At 63.5% G+C, this 17,896-nt stretch carries 14 protein-coding genes; 8 read left to right on the top strand and 6 right to left on the bottom strand.

The annotated features are described in order from the left end of the window. Positions 1-74 precede the first annotated feature (74 nt). Complete coding sequence (locus ACFY3D_RS09200; RefSeq protein WP_389977535.1) at positions 75-1,193, top strand: glucose-1-phosphate thymidylyltransferase; 1,119 nt, start codon at positions 75-77, stop codon at positions 1,191-1,193. Next, positions 1,190-2,167 carry a dTDP-glucose 4,6-dehydratase gene (rfbB, locus tag ACFY3D_RS09195; RefSeq protein ID WP_389976838.1) on the top strand — a complete coding sequence of 326 codons (978 nt, stop codon included), beginning with the start codon at positions 1,190-1,192 and terminating at the stop codon, positions 2,165-2,167. Before ACFY3D_RS09200 ends, rfbB begins: the two co-directional genes overlap by 4 nt. A 119-nt stretch (positions 2,168-2,286) precedes the next feature. Here rfbB and ACFY3D_RS09190 read toward each other — a convergent pair whose 3' ends face one another. Then, a complete protein-coding gene (locus ACFY3D_RS09190; RefSeq protein WP_389976835.1) occupies positions 2,287-2,796 on the bottom strand; it encodes a GNAT family N-acetyltransferase in 510 nt (169 codons plus the stop codon). 548 nt (positions 2,797-3,344) lie between these two features. Between ACFY3D_RS09190 and ACFY3D_RS09185 the strand changes: the two genes are divergently transcribed. Beyond that, positions 3,345-4,346: a glycosyltransferase family 2 protein gene (locus tag ACFY3D_RS09185; RefSeq protein ID WP_389976832.1), complete on the top strand. Its 1,002-nt coding sequence runs from the start codon at positions 3,345-3,347 to the stop codon at positions 4,344-4,346. A gap of 64 nt (positions 4,347-4,410) precedes the next feature. Next, on the top strand, positions 4,411-5,118 hold the full coding sequence (locus ACFY3D_RS09180) for a WbqC family protein (protein WP_389976831.1): 708 nt from the start codon (positions 4,411-4,413) through the stop codon (positions 5,116-5,118). Positions 5,119-5,607: 489 nt separating this feature from the next. On the opposite strand, the gene ACFY3D_RS09175 is transcribed toward ACFY3D_RS09180, so the two are convergent. The 4 genes from ACFY3D_RS09175 to ACFY3D_RS09160 all read right to left on the bottom strand — a co-directional run bounded on the left by ACFY3D_RS09175 (position 5,608) and on the right by ACFY3D_RS09160 (position 14,155). Further along, positions 5,608-9,189: a DUF4082 domain-containing protein gene (locus tag ACFY3D_RS09175; protein ID WP_389976828.1), complete on the bottom strand. Its 3,582-nt coding sequence runs from the start codon at positions 9,187-9,189 to the stop codon at positions 5,608-5,610. Positions 9,190-9,906: 717 nt separating this feature from the next. After that, the gene (locus ACFY3D_RS09170; RefSeq protein ID WP_389976825.1) at positions 9,907-10,236 is read right to left on the bottom strand and encodes a DUF4082 domain-containing protein; all 330 of its coding nucleotides are present in this window, start codon (positions 10,234-10,236) and stop codon (positions 9,907-9,909) included. Then, positions 10,233-11,708 (bottom strand): ice-binding family protein, encoded by a 1,476-nt coding sequence (locus ACFY3D_RS09165; RefSeq protein ID WP_389976822.1) that lies wholly within the window; start codon positions 11,706-11,708, stop codon positions 10,233-10,235. Before ACFY3D_RS09165 ends, ACFY3D_RS09170 begins: the two co-directional genes overlap by 4 nt. Before the next feature lie 1,409 nt (positions 11,709-13,117). Beyond that, positions 13,118-14,155 (bottom strand): ice-binding family protein, encoded by a 1,038-nt coding sequence (locus tag ACFY3D_RS09160; protein ID WP_389976819.1) that lies wholly within the window; start codon positions 14,153-14,155, stop codon positions 13,118-13,120. A 262-nt stretch (positions 14,156-14,417) separates the two neighbouring features. Between ACFY3D_RS09160 and ACFY3D_RS09155 the strand changes: the two genes are divergently transcribed. Continuing rightward, a complete protein-coding gene (locus ACFY3D_RS09155) occupies positions 14,418-15,677 on the top strand; it encodes a nucleotide sugar dehydrogenase (protein WP_389976815.1) in 1,260 nt (419 codons plus the stop codon). Positions 15,678-15,865: 188 nt separating this feature from the next. Here the strand turns inward: ACFY3D_RS09155 and ACFY3D_RS09150 are convergent, their stop codons facing one another. Next, on the bottom strand, positions 15,866-16,192 hold the full coding sequence (locus ACFY3D_RS09150; protein ID WP_350944221.1) for a carboxymuconolactone decarboxylase family protein: 327 nt from the start codon (positions 16,190-16,192) through the stop codon (positions 15,866-15,868). A gap of 215 nt (positions 16,193-16,407) precedes the next feature. Here ACFY3D_RS09150 and ACFY3D_RS09145 point away from each other — a divergent pair, with 215 nt between their 5' ends. From ACFY3D_RS09145 to ACFY3D_RS09135, 3 genes are read left to right on the top strand one after another with little or no spacing between them, the layout of a single operon-like run. Beyond that, positions 16,408-16,773: a BTAD domain-containing putative transcriptional regulator gene (locus tag ACFY3D_RS09145; RefSeq protein WP_389976812.1), complete on the top strand. Its 366-nt coding sequence runs from the start codon at positions 16,408-16,410 to the stop codon at positions 16,771-16,773. A 6-nt stretch (positions 16,774-16,779) separates the two neighbouring features. After that, on the top strand, positions 16,780-17,115 hold the full coding sequence (locus ACFY3D_RS09140) for a hypothetical protein (RefSeq protein ID WP_389976809.1): 336 nt from the start codon (positions 16,780-16,782) through the stop codon (positions 17,113-17,115). After that, positions 17,055-17,894 carry an MFS transporter gene (locus ACFY3D_RS09135; protein ID WP_389976807.1) on the top strand — a complete coding sequence of 280 codons (840 nt, stop codon included), beginning with the start codon at positions 17,055-17,057 and terminating at the stop codon, positions 17,892-17,894. The genes ACFY3D_RS09140 and ACFY3D_RS09135 overlap by 61 nt, the downstream gene beginning before the upstream one ends. Positions 17,895-17,896 lie beyond the last annotated feature (2 nt).

Here is a 17,896-nt window from a genome sequence, read left to right as displayed (position 1 = left end):
AAGATACCACGCGTTCTTTGACAAAAGCGAAGGATGGCGGCGGGCCGCTAATTGGAGCTCCGCGTAAATTGAACGTGCAGACGGTCGCCGTGGCCAAGCGCTCTTGGTGGAAGGACTCAACAACCATGAAGGCACTCGTTCTAGCGGGTGGCAAGGGGACGAGGCTGCGCCCGCTGACCCACACCTCGGCGAAGCAGCTGATCCCTGTCGCCAACAAACCGGTGCTCTACTACGGACTTGAGGCGATACGGGACGCGGGCATCAGCAACGTCGGGATCATCGTCGGCGACACGGCCCACGAGGTCCGGGAAGCGGTCGCGGACGGCTCGAAGTTCGGTCTCGACGTGACCTACATTCCCCAGGAGGCCCCTCTGGGGCTTGCGCACTGTGTCCTCATCGCCCGAGAGTTTCTCGCCGATGAGCCGTTCGTGATGTATCTGGGCGACAACTTTCTGGTGGGCGGCATCAGAGACCTGGTGGAGGCCTTCTGTGAGGCTGACAACGACGCCCAGATCCTGCTCACCAGAGTCGCCGAGCCACAATTCTACGGAGTCGCCGAGCTCGGACCGGACGGCGGGATCATCGGGCTGGAAGAGAAACCGGAGCGCCCACGTAGTAATCACGCGATCGTGGGGGTCTATACGTTCTCTCCGGCCATCCACGAGGCGGTCAACGCGATCACACCCTCCGCCCGCGGAGAGTTGGAAATCACGGACGCCATCAAATGGCTCATCGACAACGGGGGCCGTGTCTGTTCGCACTTCGTGAGCGGCTACTGGAGAGATACCGGACGTCTGCAAGACATGCTGGAATGTAATCGCATTGTCTTGGAGGCGATCGAACCAAACATCCAAGGAACTATTGACGGATTCTCGGAGATAACGGGGCGCGTTGTCATCGAGCCCGGGGCGGTGGTGGAGAACTCGGTGATCCGAGGGCCTGCGGTCGTCGGTGCCCACAGCAAGGTAAACGGCTCGTACATCGGTCCCTATACCTCGATCGCCGAGGGCTGCGTGCTGGAGGACGCCGAGGTGCAATACAGCATAGTTCTGGGAGAATCCGTCATCAGAGGCGTCTCAGGGATCACGTCCTCCCTGATCGGCCGAAACGTCGAGGTCATCCAGGCCAGAGGAGTGCCCAACATGCATCAACTCATGGTGGGCGACCACAGCAGGATCCAGGTGCGGGCATGAGAATCCTTGTTTCCGGCGGTGCCGGATTCATCGGCTCCCATTATGTGCGATCACTGCTGTCGGGAGGATATCCCGGCTATGAGGGTGCTCATGTGACGGTGCTGGACAAGCTTACGTATGCGGGCAACATGGCGAATCTGCGCCCGGTGGCCGAGCATCCGTGCTTCACGTTCGTCAGGGGGGACATCACCGATGCCCGGTTACTGGCCGACGTGGTGCCGGGGCATGACGTGATCGTGAACTTCGCCGCTGAGACCCATGTCGACCGATCGATAAGTGGCCCCGGGGAGTTCGTGGTCACCAACATTCACGGCATGCAGCGCCTCCTGCAGGCGGCGCTCGATACCGGCACGCGTACAGTCGTTCAGGTCTCCACGGACGAGGTGTACGGATCCATCGCCGCGGGGTCCTGGACCGAGTCGGACCCCTTGCTGCCCAACTCGCCATACTCGGCGGCCAAGGCGGGAGCCGATCTTCTCTGCCGCGCCTATCACCAGACCCATGGGCTCGATGTGCGGGTGACCCGCTGTTCCAACAACTACGGCCAATATCAGTATCCAGAGAAGATCATCCCGCTTTTCGTCACCAACCTCATCGACGGGTATCACGTGCCCCTGTACGGTGACGGCCATCATGTCCGCGAATGGCTGCACGTCGATGATCACTGCCGCGGTATCCAGCTCGTGCTGGACAAGGGTTCAGGCGGTGAGATCTACAACATCGGTGGTGGGGTCGAACTGACCAACCGAGAGCTCACGGAACGGCTGCTCGCAGCCTTCGGCCTGAGCTGGGAGATGGTCGTCCAGGCGCCGGACAGGCTCGGACATGACCGGCGCTACTCCGTGGACAGCAGCAAGATCGCGGCGCTCGGCTACGAACCTCGTATTGATTTTGATGAGGGACTTATCCAGGTCGTGCGGTGGTACCGCGATCATCAGGACTGGTGGCGCCCATTGAAGAAAACCGGTCGATAACCACTGGAGTGCTGCGGTTTGAATCGCCCTGGCTCAGGTGGAGACTCTGACGAACCCGAGCCAGGCGGAGCGGGCTTGACGGACGGACCCCTACCCGCCGCCGTAAGGCCTGTCGGACTTCACGGGCGCAGCACCGAGTAGAGGATCTGGTCGTGCCAGCCGCCGTCCCGCCATTGGGCGCGGCGCAGAATTCCCTCGCGTTCGAACCCGGCTTTCTCCAGAGCGCGTTGCTCGCCGTAGTTGGCGATGTCCGTGAAGGACTGGATGCGCTCGGCTCGTGTATGGGCGAACAGATAGTCCACGAGCTGGCGCTGAGCCAGTGTTCCGATGCCTTGGCGGCGGAAGTCGGAGAAGACACAGATGCCCATCGCCCAGCACCAGCACGTAGATTCCGGTCCCCAGGAGGTCGTCCACCACACCACCCATCCGGCCGGGCTCCCATCGACGTCGATGGTGAGGCGACCGGAGCCGGTGCCGAGGAATCCGTTCTCGGCGAACTCCTGGCGGAGCCCGTGAGAAGAGCGGTGCCCATACCACTGAAGCTCGCCTCTGAGCTCGGGGGTGGCCCGTTCCGCCTCGAAGACGTCCAGGTCCTCCTCGCGGACCGGTCTCAGTGTGATGACCTCCATGACCTTCCTTTCATATGGCCTGCGCAGGCCTCGTGGCGGAGCGGTTCCAGCGGTGTCGGCTCGGGAGGAGGCGGGCACGCGTCGCATCGAGGATCGCTCCCTGGATGCGCGAATCACGACAGCGCGGGCGGTGCACGTGGGCGCCGGAGAGCCCCCACGCCTGCGCCACCAGACATGCGTTTCGAAAGAGTCGTTCGCTTGCTTATCCAACGAAATAGGAAAGATGGCCAGGTGGGCCGAGGCTCCCATTCCCGAGCCATGCTATGGATCGTGACCTCCCGAAGACAAACATGCGGGGGGCGTGTCCTGAGCTGTATCGCCGGAAAGGCCGTCTACCTCGATCCGCATGAAGAACCGGCACCGCGGGGCGACCGAACCCAAAACCCGTCCCCACAGAAGATCAACTCGATGCGAGTCGATTACTCCAAGATCTTGAAAGATTCAAGGGGGGCGTAGAAAATCGTGGTTTCTTCCTTGGTTTCATTAAAACAGTGTAAATCCGGCCTGCGGGCCCGACCGGTCGACTCGGCAGTCATGAGACTGGCACTATGACTAGCGTATCCGTCGTAATTCCGTGTTATCGATCCGAGCAGACGCTTCCAGTGCTGGTTGATCGCCTCCTTGTTGTTTTGCCGACCACCGCCTCCGTGTTCGAGGTCATACTCGTCGTCGACGGTTCGCCAGACAAGACATGGGAAATCGCCCAACAGCTTGCCGATCGGTATGAAACGGTCCGCGCGCTGCTGCTGGCCCGGAACTACGGGCAGCACAACGCTCTCGTCGCCGGTATCCGCTGTGCTCGCTACGACACCGTGGTCACCATGGACGATGACCTTCAGCATCCACCGGAAGAGATCCCCAAACTCCTGGCAGGTCTCCGGTCCGACCTCGACATCGTCTACGCGGTTCCACGCGCCGGGACGCACGGATTCATACGCGATCTCGCCTCCAGATCACTCAAGATCGGACTTTCTGGGCGATTCGGTGAGGCTACAGGCCAAGATATCTGCGCGTTCCGTGCCTTCCGTAGTTTTTTGCGCGAATCATTGGACGGGGTCGCAGGCCCTCACGCTCTAATCGACATCTCGTTCTCGTGGGCCACCATGCGGGTCGGAACCGTCCCGGTAAACATAGAGCGCCGACTTATCGGGCGCTCCAATTATACCGTTCCGATGCTTATTCGCCATGCGATCCATGTCATGATTGGATACAGCACCATCCCGCTTCGCCTGGTCACCTATTGCGGGCTGCTGGCGGGGGCCCTCGGCGCCGTCCTTCTCACTGTCTTTCTTTGGAACTACTGGTGGGGGGACAGCACGCTCAAAGGGTTCACGTCGATAGCGTCCATGATTTCACTGTTCGCCTCTGCCCAGATGGTCGCCCTCGGAATTATCGGGGAATATCTCGGCAGGATCCATGTGGAGCGCATGGGGCGTCCCACGTACATCGTTCGCGAACGGTCCGAAAGTCGCGACTCACGCCTGTCGGCGACGCCTGACGTGAACGCGGAGACTTTTATCAGCCCGGGGGTCGGCGCTCACGAACGGTAGTCCGGTCAGAAAGCCTTCCTGGGAGACCCATACGAAGCCCGAGCAAGTCGAAAGCGTGAGGCACATGAAACGGGTTGCGATAGTGCAATCAAATTATATTCCATGGAAAGGATATTTCGACCTGATTGCCCACGTCGACGAGTTCATACTCCTCGACGAGGTGCAATACACTGACAGGGACTGGCGTAATCGTAATCGCATAAAAACGGCGACGGGTCCCAGATGGCTCTCGATCCCGCTCACGCACGGCCCACGGAGCCGGCTGATCAACGAAATGGTCATTGCCGACCCGAACTGGAACATCATGCATTGGCGAGCCATCACACAGGCGTATCGGAAGGCCGCATATTTCGACGAGTTCGCGCCGGCTCTGGAGGGGCTTTATCGTGGATGCCGGGATGAGCGGCTTTCCGAAATAAACAGGCATTTCCTCGAAGGGCTCTGTTCTGTCCTTGGCATCCGAGTCGATCTGCGCTGGTCCACCGACTACGTCACCACGGGATCCAAGACGGAGCGCCTCGTCGATTTATGCCGGAAGGCGGGTGCTCATGAATATACTACCGGTCCGACTGCGCGGGCCTACCTCGATGAGGGCCTCTTTCGGAGAGCGGGCATCGAGTTGCGATGGTTCGACTACTCGAGCTACCCGGAATATCCGCAGCTCCACCCGCCGTTCGACCATCGGGTGAGCGTCCTTGATCTTATATTCAACACGGGGCCGAATGCCATCGAATACCTGAAGATCGCTACTTCTAGGCGGGCATCGCGGTAAGCGTCGGCTCGATGCTGTTTCAACCGGGGTCACATCACCCGGTATTTTCGACTGGGTGGGCCAACCCCCACGGGTTCGAGCAGCCGACTTGGCACGTGGCCTGTTTCTTCCTCATTCCGGCCGCACCCCGCCTCGCGAGCAGGATTCTCCGATGAAGCGATGGGAAGCCTGCTCGGTCCTGCATCCGTCTTTGATGGTTTCGACGGGGCCATCGCTGCAGGACGGGGTGAGCCCGGCGACGACGGCCGGGAAGTCTCCGGCGAGTCCGTTCTTCACGCCCGGAGGCTCTCAGCGGCAGGGCCCCATCGATCACTTCAACAGCCGGCAGATTCACCGGAAGAGACACTTCGGAGAAGTCCCTGCCCCTCTCGAAGCCGAAAAGACGGCATCCGAGCTTCCACGACATCACGGGCCTGAGCGGCTCGTTTCCCTGACCGACGCGTGGAAGCTCGGTCCCAGCAAGGCCGTAATTTGTGGCTGGCTGGACTACTAAGGCGAAGTGAACACCACATCAACCCAGTAGTTGCTGGATTGATTGCTGTTCACAGGGAAATTGTTCACTGGGCCGTAGCGGTATACGCCGTTTCCGCCTGCCGCGCTATCCGCGGGCGCGATGAGCGGGCCGTTTGCGTATTGACTGGTGAAGTAAGGCCTCGTTACCGACCAGTATCCGGATGTGGTGTGGTAGGAGGCGATGTAGGTGGTGTCGGCGGTGATGCTCACGGGTGTGGTGAAGTTCACCTGTTGCCACCCGGATGCGGTCTCGTTGGTGAAGACCGCGCTCGCGAGCAGTTGGCCATCGGTGGTCCACAGGCTTCCGGTGTGCGTCCCGGTGTTCTGCGGCCCCTTGTAGAAGCGGATGCCGTTGATGGTTCCGGCCGTGGTCGTCTTGAATTTCACGCCGAGTGTAATGGCACTGGTGTCGGGCTGGGATTGAACGGCCGGGACCACCGTGTTGTCCCATAGGCTGTTCGAGGGGGTGAACACGACATCCACCCAGTAGTTGCTGGCTTGATAGGTGTCGGTCGGGAAGGAGTTCGTGGCGCCGTATTTGTATACGCCGTTTCCGCCTTCCGCGCCGTTCGCGAGCGCGAGGAGCGGGGTGTTTATGTATTGCGTTGTGAAGTAGGGTCTCGTTACGGAATAGAATCCGGATGTGGTGTGGTAGGAGGCGATGTAGGTGGTGTTGGCGGTGATGTTCACGGGTGTGGTGAAGTTCACCTGTTGCCATCCGGACGCGGTCTCGTTGGTGAAGGTCGCGCTCGCGAGCAGCTGGCCGCTGCTGGTCCACAGGCTTCCGGTGTGCGTCCCGGTGTTCTGCGGCCCCTTGTAGAAGCGGATGCCGTTGATGGTTCCGGCCGTGGCCGCCTTGAATTTCACGCCGGCCGTGCTGGCATTGGCATCGGGCTGGGATTGAACGGCCGGGACCGCTGCGTTGTTCCACAGGCTGTTCGAGGGGGTGAACACGACATCCACCCAGTAGTTGCTGGCCAGATAGGCGTCGGTCGGGAAGGAGTTCGTGGCGCCGTATTTGTACACGCCGTTTCCGCCTTCCGCGCCGTTCGCGAGCGCGAGGAGCGGGGTGTTCGTGTATTGCGTTGTGAAGTAGGGCCTCGTTACGGAATAGAATCCGGATGTGGTGTTGTAGGAGGCGATGTAGGTGGTGTTGGCGGCGATGTTCACGGGTGCGGGGAAGTTCACCTGTTGCCATCCGGACGCGGTCTCGTTGGTGAAGGTCGCGCTCGCGAGCAGCTGGCCGCTGCTGGTCCACAGGCTTCCGATGTGCGTCCCGGTGTTCTGCGGCCCCTTGTAGAAACGGATGCTGTTGATGGTTCCGGCTGTGGCCGCCCTGAACTTCACGCCGGCCGTGCTGGCATTGGCATCGTTCTGGGATTGGATGGCCGGCACGGCCGACGGTGGCCAGATGCTGCAGGGAGAGCACCCCGGGACGACGGTGACGGTCAGTTCCGTCGGAGTCCCCTGAATGTTTCCGATGTCATCGACCGCTCGGGATTTGACGGTTACCGTTCCGCTGCTGGGCGTTGTCCAGTTGTATCGCCAACTGGTGCGACCCGTTGCCTGAAACCATCTCGTCCCGCCGTCGAATGAAACCTCGACTCCGCCGACGACCCCGCCTCCGGTGTCGGCCGCCGTCCCTTGGACGGGGATGACGGTTCCAGCGGGTACGGTGCCGCCACTTGCCGGATAGGTGATTGCCGATGTGGGCGGAGTGGTGTCCGTTGACGCGACCGCCGGAACCAAACCCGGCTGGATGCTGGCCGGCTGGGTTTTCATGTCGGCCAGCAGGTTGACTGTCGCCTGCTGCATCCGGATATCCGTGGGGGGCGTCCCGGCCAAGCGGCCGCCGCCTGCGGGGTTCAAATCATGATTGTCATCGAGTCCCCAGGACCACTGGACGGTCCCCGTGCCGAAGACCAGCGCGCCACTCGCATGCCTGTAGAGCGTAAGGCCGTGTGTCGGGGTTCCGGCGCCGTAGGTGCTGCCGAAGTTAAGCAGGTACGTCGACGATTTGACCAAAGTTGTCTTGGAGAACTTCACCAGCCCCGCCGGTGCGAACCCGTTGTCGGATGCTTCGTCCCACTCGTACCCCAGCGTTCCAACGGGAAAGGTCGCCACCTGGCCGGGTTGCAGGTTGGCGATAGACGTGTTGCGCCACAGTCGCATGTCGCGATAATCGGAGGAAACGGTGATGGCATCGTTTGCCGGGGTATTCACCATGAAAAACGTTCCCGTTAAGGTGTTCTCGGGTTTTCCGCCGTCCGATGGAGGGGAGAAACGGGGATCACGCCACGTCCCTGTCCACTGCGGACTCGGATCGATCTTGGCATTGGCGTGAGTCTCCTTGTAGCAGACCATTGTCCGGAAAGGGGTGCCCGTTGCATCCAGAGAGTTCTCCCATCTGGTTTTCCAGAAAACCTGGTTTCCAGAGAGGAAGATGAGACTCACCCCGTTGTCCCGGGCGTTCTGGACATTGTTTCGCATTTCGTTGGACCAGTACTCGTCGTGTCCGGAAGAGACGAATATCTTGTGTTCAAGCAGCTCCGCCCCCCGGCTGGCCGTGTCGACATTGCTGGTGTAGCTGACGTCGTACCCGTTGGCCTCGATCCATCTGACCAGAGGATACTCGGCCATGAAGAAACTGCTACGGGTAAAAAGGGGGCGGTTGTAGCTGACCTTGTAGGCGCGTCCCACCGGCTTGCCGAGATAGAGGCTGTTACCGCCATACTGGTTGTACGCCTGCCATGTGCTGTCAGAGGTTTGAAGTAAGATATCCGAATTGCGTGAATCGTCTCGGATGGTGAATAGGATCTGACTGGTCCCGGCCGTGCCGTCTTCCCGTATCAAATTCGCGGCATAGACTCCGGAAACGGCGTCATTCGGCACCGGCCAGGAAGCCGACAGTCCCCAGTTTCCGCAATCGATTAGACCGGTCGTCGTGTCACCCAAACAGGCCGGTTGCGTCTGGGGCAAGGCGGCGGAGGGGTCGATCGTCGTTATCAGCCGCGCGCCCATGCCGCCATAATATCCAATGCGGTAAATATCTATACGATAATCGGTCGCATTGGTGTTCACCTTGAATTGGACGTTCTCCCCCTTGTTCACGCTCATTTGAGTGGCGTACCCCGCGATGTTGGCGCTCTGGGAAGGTACGTCCCACTGGCTGGGAGGAGTGCCCGGCAGACTGTTCTCCATACAGATGACAGAAGTGGGCGGGCAGTCGGCTCCGCGTCCCAGGGCATGGAGAGACCGACTCCTGAGCTTCGTACCGTGCGCGCTGCCGGTTGTGCCCTTGACGGGCGACATCTCATCGGAAGGGGAGGGAGAAGGGATAAGCCTGGAATTGCTCGGCGCCGGGCTGGCGGATTCCATCCCGTTCCCCATCGGGCCCGCCGACGCCGTCACGATCAGCGATGCGGCCTCCGGCGCGGGGGGAGGAGGTAAGGCCGCCCCCAGTAAGCCGAGCATGGCCGCCGCGCCGCCTCCGAAGGTGATCACGCTCCGGAGAATCCGCCGCGACCTCAGACCGGGCTGTTGCTTGTCGTCTGGCACTTAAACTCCTCACTCGAACCGTCGCAGTAGATGACTAGACGCCTGAAAGCCTGACAATCTGGTGATCGAAAGGGGGCAGGGACGCTCCCACCTGGGGGTGTCCTTGCCAGACCTTTATTGAGCTTCTGTTGAAGGGGACACTCCTGACGGCCGCGTCAAGGCAGCCCGCGCCGACGGCCGGGTCGACTCCGGTGACGTGTCCTCAGCGGACCGGACCCGGGCCTCATGGACGACGGTGGCGTCGCAGAGACGGGTGGCGGTGAGCCGACGCTCTCGGATCTCAAGGGCTGAGGCCGTGAGCGTGGCGGTTCGCCATCACCCGGATCTGCTGCACCGCCACCGCGATCAGCTGTGATCTGCTCGCCTGGTTCTGCCTGCCGTGCCGCGATGACGATCTCGTGACCGCCGAACTCCGCGGCCTCGCGGGCCGCCCCTCCCGCGTCCGTCCCGGTGATACATCCGTACGGCTGCGGGTCCGGCTTTCTCCGTTCTTCATGTCCACGCGCACTCGCCTGATCCCGCGCCGCACGACGGCCTTGGGCCGAGTAGGTCACCAAGGCCGTCGTGCGGGCTGTGGGCATTGCCCGCACCAGCCTGCCGGCGGCAAGCCGTCCGGACGATCAGAAGGACGTCTGCGGGCGCGTGGAACCTCGCCCGGCGGGCGTGAGCCAGGCCGCCACGCCGCCCGGACACCGAAATCAGCGATCGGCTACGGCGTCAGCCGGCCACACCTTCGACCAGGAAAGATCGAGGCCAAGGCGAAACGAACATCACGTCGACCCGGTAGTCGCCGGACCGGTAGGAGCCGGCCGGGAAGGAGTTCTTCGCGCAACATTTGTATACGCCGTTTCCGCCTTCCACGCTGTTCGCGAGCAGTCGGCCGCCGCTGGTCCACAGGCTTCCGGCGTGCGTCCCGGTGTTCCGCGTGCCCCTGTGGAAACGGATGCCGCTGACGGCTCCGGCCGTGGTCGTCTTGAGTTCGATGCCGAGCGCAACGGCCTTGGAGACGGGATCATGTTGGACGGCCGGGACCGCCGCGTCGTTCAAGGGTTATTAGCAGGGGTGAACACGACATCCACCCAGTAGTTGCTGGCCAGATAGGCGTCGGTCGGGAAGGAGTTCGTGGCGCCGTATTTGTATACGCCGTTTCCGCCTTCCGCGCCGTTCGCGAGCGCTAGGAGCGGGGTGTTCGCGTATTGCGTTGTGAAATAGGGCCTCGTTACGGAATAGAATCCGGATGTGCTGTGGTAGGAGGCGATATAGGTGGTGTTGGCGGCGATGTTCACGGGTGCGGGGAAGTTCACCTGTTGCCATCCGGACGCGGTCTCGTTGGTGAAGGTCGCGCTCGCGAGCAGCTGGCCGCCGCTGGTCCACAGGCCTCCGATGTGCGTCCCGGTGTTCTGCGGACCCTTGTAGAAACGGATGCCGCTCACGGTCCCGGCCGTGGCCGCCCTGAATTTCACGCCGGCCGTGCTGGCTTTGGGATCGGGGTGGGACCGGGAGGCCGGGACCGCTGTGTTGTCCCATAGGCTGACCTGCACGGTCTGGATCAGTTCGGGCGATGTGCTCGGGGCGAAATGGACGATGGCCTCACCGTCGTGGGTGTCGCCGCCGAGATAGACGGCGGTGATCGAATGCTGCCCGGCGGCCAGGCTCGAGGTCGTGAAGGTGGCAGGGCCCGAGTTGTCGTGCCAGCCCGAGCCGATGACGGTCGAGCCATCCTTGAAGGCCACCTCGCCCTGGGGGACGAGCGAGCCCGTGACCGGGCTCACCACGGCGGTGAAGGTGACCGGTTGTCCCTGCTGGGAGGGGTTGGCCGACGTGGTCAGGGTTGTCGTGGTCGGCGGGTTGTTCGGCACGTTGATAAGGGTTTTCGGTGGGTCACTGGTGCCTTGGAGCGTGACCGTGTTGTTGAGCGCGAAGGCGCGGCCATAGAGGGTGGCGCCGGGGCCCACCGTCACCGATGTCAGCGCCAGAACGTTTCCCCGGAAGGTGGAGAACATCCCGAGCGTCGCGGAGCCGCTGACCCGCCAGAAGACATTGTCCTCTTGGGCGCCGTTCACAAGGTTGATGTTGCTGACGTTTGCCGCGGAGAGGGTGGACGCATTGAAGATGAAGACCGCGTCCGGATCATCGTCGGCATCGAGTGTGAGCGTCCCGGTTATTCCGAAGGTGCCGTTGGCGGAGTTGTAGACGCCCGGAGTCCTGGTCGTGCCGCCGAGCTCTGTCGGTATGGTGACGACAGGGGTCCGTCCGGCGATGTCGTTGTAGGCGGCGACCAGGTCGGCTTTGGCGCCGGACGCCGTAGCGTCGCCCGCGTGGACGGCTCCGCTCACCGTGCCGGGTGGGAATCCGGTCACCGAGGTGCCCGGACTCACTCCGAGATCTCCGGTGATCGCCGTGAGATTCGTATTCGTCACGGCGGTCCCGGCCAGAACGCCGAAGGGCGCGGCGTCGCCGAGACTCACCGGTGCCTGATCCGCGTTCGCGCTGTGTGGCGTTCCGACGATCACGCCCATCGACAGGACGGTTGTCAGTAGTACCGCAAGCCAAGAGCGACCGACGCTCCACCGGAGAAAGCCGCGGTGACCGGTTTCACGCTTCGGCTGTGCCGGCGAAGTCGTACCGGCCGGTTGCTCGGGTGGGCTGTGATGGGGTTTGGACATGGGAGTCAACTCTCCGGTTATCTCGGGTGTTGGACCTTGCGTGCAGTCCGTACGTTAAGGATCAACCTCGCGATCCCCGCTTACTTCTGCCCGGCTGGTCACTGTTTTTAATAAAAATTAAAGATGCTGGTGGCGAGAAACGCCGACCTGGCATCCTGGTTCCCGTTGAAGGCGCCACGACTCATGAGATCGGACAAGTCTTTGACGACGTCATTATGTGTCTGCAGTGAATCGCGGGTCGAATTCTATTGACGCTTGTTTGAAGTAGAATTCACCTGCAGGCATCTTCCGTAGCCAGTGCCCTGAGTGGATTCGCTGTCCGGCCTCAGGCTTCCCTGACGGATTAGAGTGTCTTTGATCGTTTTTATGAGAGAGTCTGCTTCGGACGGCCGCTTACCCGGCCAGGGCGCTCAAGACGATCAGGGGGCACTCTCGCATGGCAACGAGCAGGGGCGCCGGCGCGACAGGGCGAGCCCGGTGCCACCGGAATCGATCCTCGATGTCGACGCCACCGCTTCGACCGCCTGACGACAGGCATCCATCCCGGCCTGGACAGACCCAGGTCAGGAGTTTCAGCGGGCTTCCAGGGTGGACGGCGGGGTGATGACGGGGAACGGGGCGCAGTGGCCCGATCCTCAGGCCGGACCCGGAATCGGGGATTCCAGTGTTCCGCAGGCTGTCGCCGATGCGGTGACCGCCGTGTTCCTGCGAGAAATCAATGGGTTCTCCCTGCGGCGGAAGTCGGATTTTCGAGTCACCACATTGCGTGGTGGCGCAAACGAGAGATGCCCATTCATGAAGTGGTGATGCTTGATCGGAGTTACGATTGAGGCAAACAAACAACACGCCGAGATAAAAGGCGTCCGTTTGGTCGGTATCTTTCGTGATCTGAACTCATTTAGTGAACGTGCACCGTTGTGCCGATATTTGGTTACCTCGGGAGGCGAGGTCCAGGAACAGGCGCAGGCCGCGGTTCCGGAGTGCCCGGCTGATGAGACACCGTATACGGCGGTGCGGGTCACGAGTTGCCTGCAAGACGTCATGAGGTCCCACGAACAAGTGATTGTCGGCGGCACCTGTTCCTGCGGAGCCGCGTCGTCGACTCCGCCGTGTCCGTCGGCCGGCGGCACCAGAACGGGTGCCGGCGGCTCCGGGGGTACGGCAAGGCGGTGGGTGGTGCCGTCGGAGTCGGCGGGCGCTGTCCCGTTCGGCATCCTCGATCTCACGATCCGAGAACGCCGGAGTCGGGAAAAGGCGCTGATCTATGCCGTCCCGCGGTCGAGCACCTGCTGATTCACCACGGGTGATTCGCTCGGGGCGAAGTCGACCCAGGCCTCGCCGACGGAGGTGCCACCGGCCACGTAGACGGCCGTGATGGGGTGCACGCCCCTGGTGAGTTCCGCGGTCGTGAACGTCGCGACGCCGAGGTTGTCGAGCATGGCCGAGCCGATGACGACGGAGTCGTCCTTGAAGAGCACTGTATTGGTGGGGCTGACCCCATGGAAGTCTCCGCTGACCCTGGCGACGAAGGTGACCGGATCCCCCAAGCGAGACGGGTTCAACGACGAGGTGAGGGACGTATCGGTCTCTGGGGCGTTCGGCAGCATGATCTGGGTGGCCGGCAGGATGGTCGTGCCGTTCAAGGTGACCACGTTGTTCAGTGCTATGGCACGGCCGTACATCGCCGCGCCCGTCATCACCTTGACATCGTTCAGGGCCAGGACGGTCCCCCGAAAGGTGGAGTATTCCCCCAGGATCGCCGAATCGCCGACCTGCCAGATGATGTTGTCCTCCTGGGCGCCGTTCGTGAGGTCGATGTTGCTGGTCTTTGCCGTGTTGAGAGCGGAATCGGCTTGGAAGATGAAGGTTGCGTCCGGATCGCCCTGAGCGTCGAGTGTGAGCGTCCCGGCTAGCTCGAAGACGCCTCCGGGAGTGTCGTAGACACCCGGCGTGATGGTCGCCCCTTCTCCAAGGTTCGGCGGGATGGTGGCGGTGGGTGTCCGCCCGGCCGCGTCATTGTAGGCGGCGACCGCGTCGGCCTTTTTCTGCTGCGCCTCTGCATCGTTCTTGTGCACCTCCCCGCGCACTATCCCCGGTGGGAAGCCGGTCACCGTGATGCCCGGACTCAAGGCGACCGTACCGATGATCGTGGTGAGATCCGTGCTTGTGACCGCGTTTCCGGCCAGGACCGCGCAGTCCAGGGCTTGCCCGAGGGTCACCGGCTGTATGTCTGCGTTCGCGCTGGGTGGCATCACGAGGGGTGCGCCCAATGCGAGGACGGCTGCGAGAGTCGCGTCCAAGTAGATGCTGAGGCCATTCCGACGGAGAGCGCGAGGGCGATCACTATTTATCATAAGATTGAACCCTTTGTCCGGTAATTTGAAGTCAATACGCACCTGAGTAATCGACCTTACTGCTGTCGTTCTCGCTATCCTGAATCGACATGCGGCGGACCTGAGAAATGTGGAGGCGACACGCCCAGAGGGCCGCTAAATCAATGTCGTGAGACACTCGGCTCCTACAGTCAGGTCATATATCACTCGAAGTGACGGGGGTCCTGACATGGGAGAGAAGCTGGTTGTTGTCGGCCAGGGTTACGTTGGCCTGCCTTTGGCGATGCGTGCGGTCGACGCGGGGTTCGACGTCGTGGGAATCGACCTGGACGAGTGGCGGGTCAAGCGGCTCAACGCCTCCGAGTCCTATGTCGAGGACGTCGGCGACGACCTGCTGGCCGCCGCCTTGAGGTCTGACCGTTACCAGGTCAGCGCCGACTACGCCGACGCGGAGGCGTTCGACGTCTGCGTGATAACCGTGCCCACGCCACTCCGCGAGGGCGTTCCCGATCTCCGCCACATCGGCTCGGCGGGCCAGTCCCTCGCCCCGCTGCTACGGCGGGGCGCGACGGTGATCCTGGAGTCCACCACCTACCCCGGGACCACCGAGGAGTACCTCCGGCCCCTGCTGGAGGAGGGCTCCGGGCTGCAGGCGCCCGAGGACTTCTTCCTCGGCTACAGCCCGGAGCGGATCGATCCGGGCAATGCCCGGTGGCGCCTGGAGAACACACCGAAGGTCGTTTCCGGGATCGACGCGGTCTCCCTGGAAAGAATCCAGGCGTTCTACGAGCGGATCGTGCAGAAGGTCGTTCCTGTCTCCTCGCTGCAGGTGGCCGAGTTGTGCAAGCTCCTGGAGAACACCTTCAGGCACGTCAACATCGCCCTCGTGAACGAGCTCTCGATCTTCGCCCAGCAACTCGGCATCGACGTCTGGGAGGCCATCGACGCAGCCTCCACCAAGCCGTTCGGCTACATGCGCTTCACCCCCGGTCCCGGCGTCGGCGGGCACTGCCTGCCGATCGACCCGTCGTACCTGTCGTGGAAGGTCAAGCGCAGCCTGGGGCACAACTTCCAGTTCGTGGAGCTTGCCAACGACATCAACGACCACATGCCTGAGCACGTCGTGCACCGGGTCGGACTCGCGCTGAACCGGTTGCGCAAGCCGGTCAACGGCAGCCGGGTGCTCGCGCTCGGCCTCGCGTACAAGAAGAACGCCGGGGACTGCCGCGAGTCACCCGCGATCGACGTGGTCAGGGGCCTTCGCAAGCTGGGCGCGGACGTGCGGTCCGCCGACCCGCACGTGGACTGCTTCCTGTTGCCGCAGGGCATCGAGGTCGTCGCGTTCTCGGAGCGGGAGCTGGCGGCGGCGGACGCGGTGGTGGTCCTCACCGACCACGACTGCTTCGACTACGAGCTCGTCCAGAAGGCGAGCGCCCTCGTCTTCGACACCCGCAACCGCTGCCGGGGACCGAACGTCGAGAGGCTGTGATCCCGGGAGACCGCGGTCTCGCGCCGCGGGCGACCGGCGGCCCGCGCCGGCGACGCTCCGCGCGGGCGACCGCGATCCGACGGCGCGGGGGAGCGGCGGGCCCTGGTGAGGGCGGGCGCTCCGGAGGGGCAGGACCTCGTGACGCGGGTGATCACGGCGGGGCGGCGACCAAGTCGCGGGCATGCCCGTCAGGACCTCATGACGCGGGCGATCAGCTCCTCGACCTGGTTGTTGAGCCTGCCGCCCCGGGGCCATCCCGCGTAGTGGGTGAGGAAGACGACGATCTCGCGGAGCTCGTCGGGGGTGAGGTCGCCGGTTCGCAGCGCCGCGTCCAACTGGAGGTCGACGTCCTCGTTCATGCCCTGGCCGACGAGCAGGCCGATCAGCAGCATGCGCCGGTCGCGGTTCGAGATTCCCTGCCGGGACCACACCTCGGCGAAGAGGTTCTCGATGGTCACCCCGAAGAGGTCGCCGGGTTCGTTCTCACCGTGTTCCCAGCCGTAGACATGTCTCATCGAATACCTCCGTGTGGAAGCCCCCCGGCAGCCGTTCCCCGCCGGGAACGGCCAGTGGAGTCCTTACCCCGTCCGCCCCCGCCGCTTCCGGCCTCAGGGAAAGATCTTTTTTCCCTAAAGTCCAGGTATGTAGATGTATTTCGTACCAGGGATCATCCCGCGTTGCACGCGTGGACTCCGATCGGCGGCGGGTGGGATGCCGCGATAATCGGAATATGCGGTTCGACATCCTCGGCCCCACCCGGATTCGGCTCGACGGTGGCCGCGTGGTCGCCGAGTTGCAGGGGCTCACCGCCGCCCACCCCTTCAGGGAACGGCTGTACGGGCAGCTGATGCGCGCCCTGTACGGCTCGGGCAGGCAGGCCGAGGCCCTGGAGGTGTACGAGGGGGCGAGACGGGTCCTCGGCGAGGAGTTCGGAGCGGCCTCGGCGGTGACCGCGTACGCTCCCACCCCCGAGTTGCTCATCGCCGCCCGGGTCCTGCTCGGCGTGGCGGGCGCCACGATCATGCCCTCCACCCTGTCGATCATCCGCAACGTCTTCACCGACCCGAAGGAGAGGACCACGGCGGTCGGCCTGTGAAGCGGGATGGGCGCGGCGGGGTTCGCCCTGGGACCGGTCGTCGGCGGCCTGCTGCTCGACCACTTCTGGTGGGGATCGGTCTTCCTGATCAACCTGCCGGTGATGCTGCTCATCGTGGTCGCCGGTTTCCTCGTGCTCCCCGAGTCGCGCAACCCCGCCGCGGGCCTGGTGGACCTCGTGAGCGTTCCGCTGTCCATCGTCGGCGTGATCGGTTTGATCTACGCTGTAAAGGAGGCGGCCGCGTACGGCGTCACCGACGCCGGTGTCCTGGCGGGGGTGCGGTGGGGATCGTCGCCCTGGCGCTGTTCGCGCGGCGGCAGACCCGGCTGGTCGAGCCGCTGATCGACGTCCGCCTCTTTCGGCGCAGGGCCTTCTCCGCCTCGGTCGGCGCGAACCTCATCGCCATCTTCGGCATGTCCGCGCTGTCGTTGATCTTCGCCTGGTACTTCCAGCTCGTCCTGGGCTGGTCACCCCTTCAGGCCGGTCTCGCGGGACTGCCCGGAGGTCTGTCGGCGGCGGTCGGCGGGGTCCTGGCCGCGGGTCTGATCGCCCGGCGGGGCCGGGCGAGGACGGTGGCGCTCGGCCTGGCGATGGCCGCCGTGGCCTTCGCCTGCTACGGCCGGATCACGCCGGACACCTCCTACCTGTACTTCCTCGGCCCCATGATCGTCTGCGGGGTGGGCATCGGGCTGACGTTCGCGGTCACCAACGACACCGTGCTCGCGAGCGTGCCCAGGGAACGGGCCGGTGCCGCGGCGGCGATCTCCGAGACGTCCTTCGAGCTGGGCGGCGCGCTGGGTATCGCCGTGCCGGGCAGCGTCCTGACCGGTGTCTACCGAGGGGAACTCCGGCTCCCCGAAGGGCTGCCCGGCGAGGTGGCCGCCCCCGTCGTGGAGTCGCTGCCCACCGCTCTGGAGGCGGCCGCGGCACTTCCCGGGCGGCTGGGGGAGACCGTCGCCGAGGCCGCGAGGCTCGCCTTCGTCGCCGGGGTCCAGGTGACCGCGATCACCGCCGCGGTGATGATCGCCGTACTCGCGGTGGTCTCGCTCGCCGGCCTGCGCGGTGTCCCCGACGTGATTCCCGAGATCCCCGAGGAGCTTCTTCCCGGGGCGCGTGGCTGAAC

Source organism: Streptosporangium sp. NPDC000509, assembly GCF_042898365.1.
Classification (GTDB): Bacteria; Actinomycetota; Actinomycetes; order Streptosporangiales; family Streptosporangiaceae; genus Streptosporangium.
Note: the sequence above shows the minus strand (reverse complement) of the source record. Positions and strands in the feature narration are given on the sequence as shown.

Coding starts and splice junctions, on each gene's coding strand:
- rfbB (WP_389976838.1), top strand. CDS start 1,190: ATGAGAATCCTTGTTTCCGGCGGTGCCGGATTCATCGGCTCCCATTAT.
- ACFY3D_RS09190 (WP_389976835.1), bottom strand. CDS start 2,796: ATGGAGGTCATCACACTGAGACCGGTCCGCGAGGAGGACCTGGACGTC.
- ACFY3D_RS09185 (WP_389976832.1), top strand. CDS start 3,345: ATGACTAGCGTATCCGTCGTAATTCCGTGTTATCGATCCGAGCAGACG.
- ACFY3D_RS09180 (WP_389976831.1), top strand. CDS start 4,411: ATGAAACGGGTTGCGATAGTGCAATCAAATTATATTCCATGGAAAGGA.
- ACFY3D_RS09165 (WP_389976822.1), bottom strand. CDS start 11,708: ATGGGCGTGATCGTCGGAACGCCACACAGCGCGAACGCGGATCAGGCA.
- ACFY3D_RS09155 (WP_389976815.1), top strand. CDS start 14,418: ATGGGAGAGAAGCTGGTTGTTGTCGGCCAGGGTTACGTTGGCCTGCCT.
- ACFY3D_RS09150 (WP_350944221.1), bottom strand. CDS start 16,192: ATGAGACATGTCTACGGCTGGGAACACGGTGAGAACGAACCCGGCGAC.
- ACFY3D_RS09145 (WP_389976812.1), top strand. CDS start 16,408: ATGCGGTTCGACATCCTCGGCCCCACCCGGATTCGGCTCGACGGTGGC.
- ACFY3D_RS09140 (WP_389976809.1), top strand. CDS start 16,780: ATGGGCGCGGCGGGGTTCGCCCTGGGACCGGTCGTCGGCGGCCTGCTG.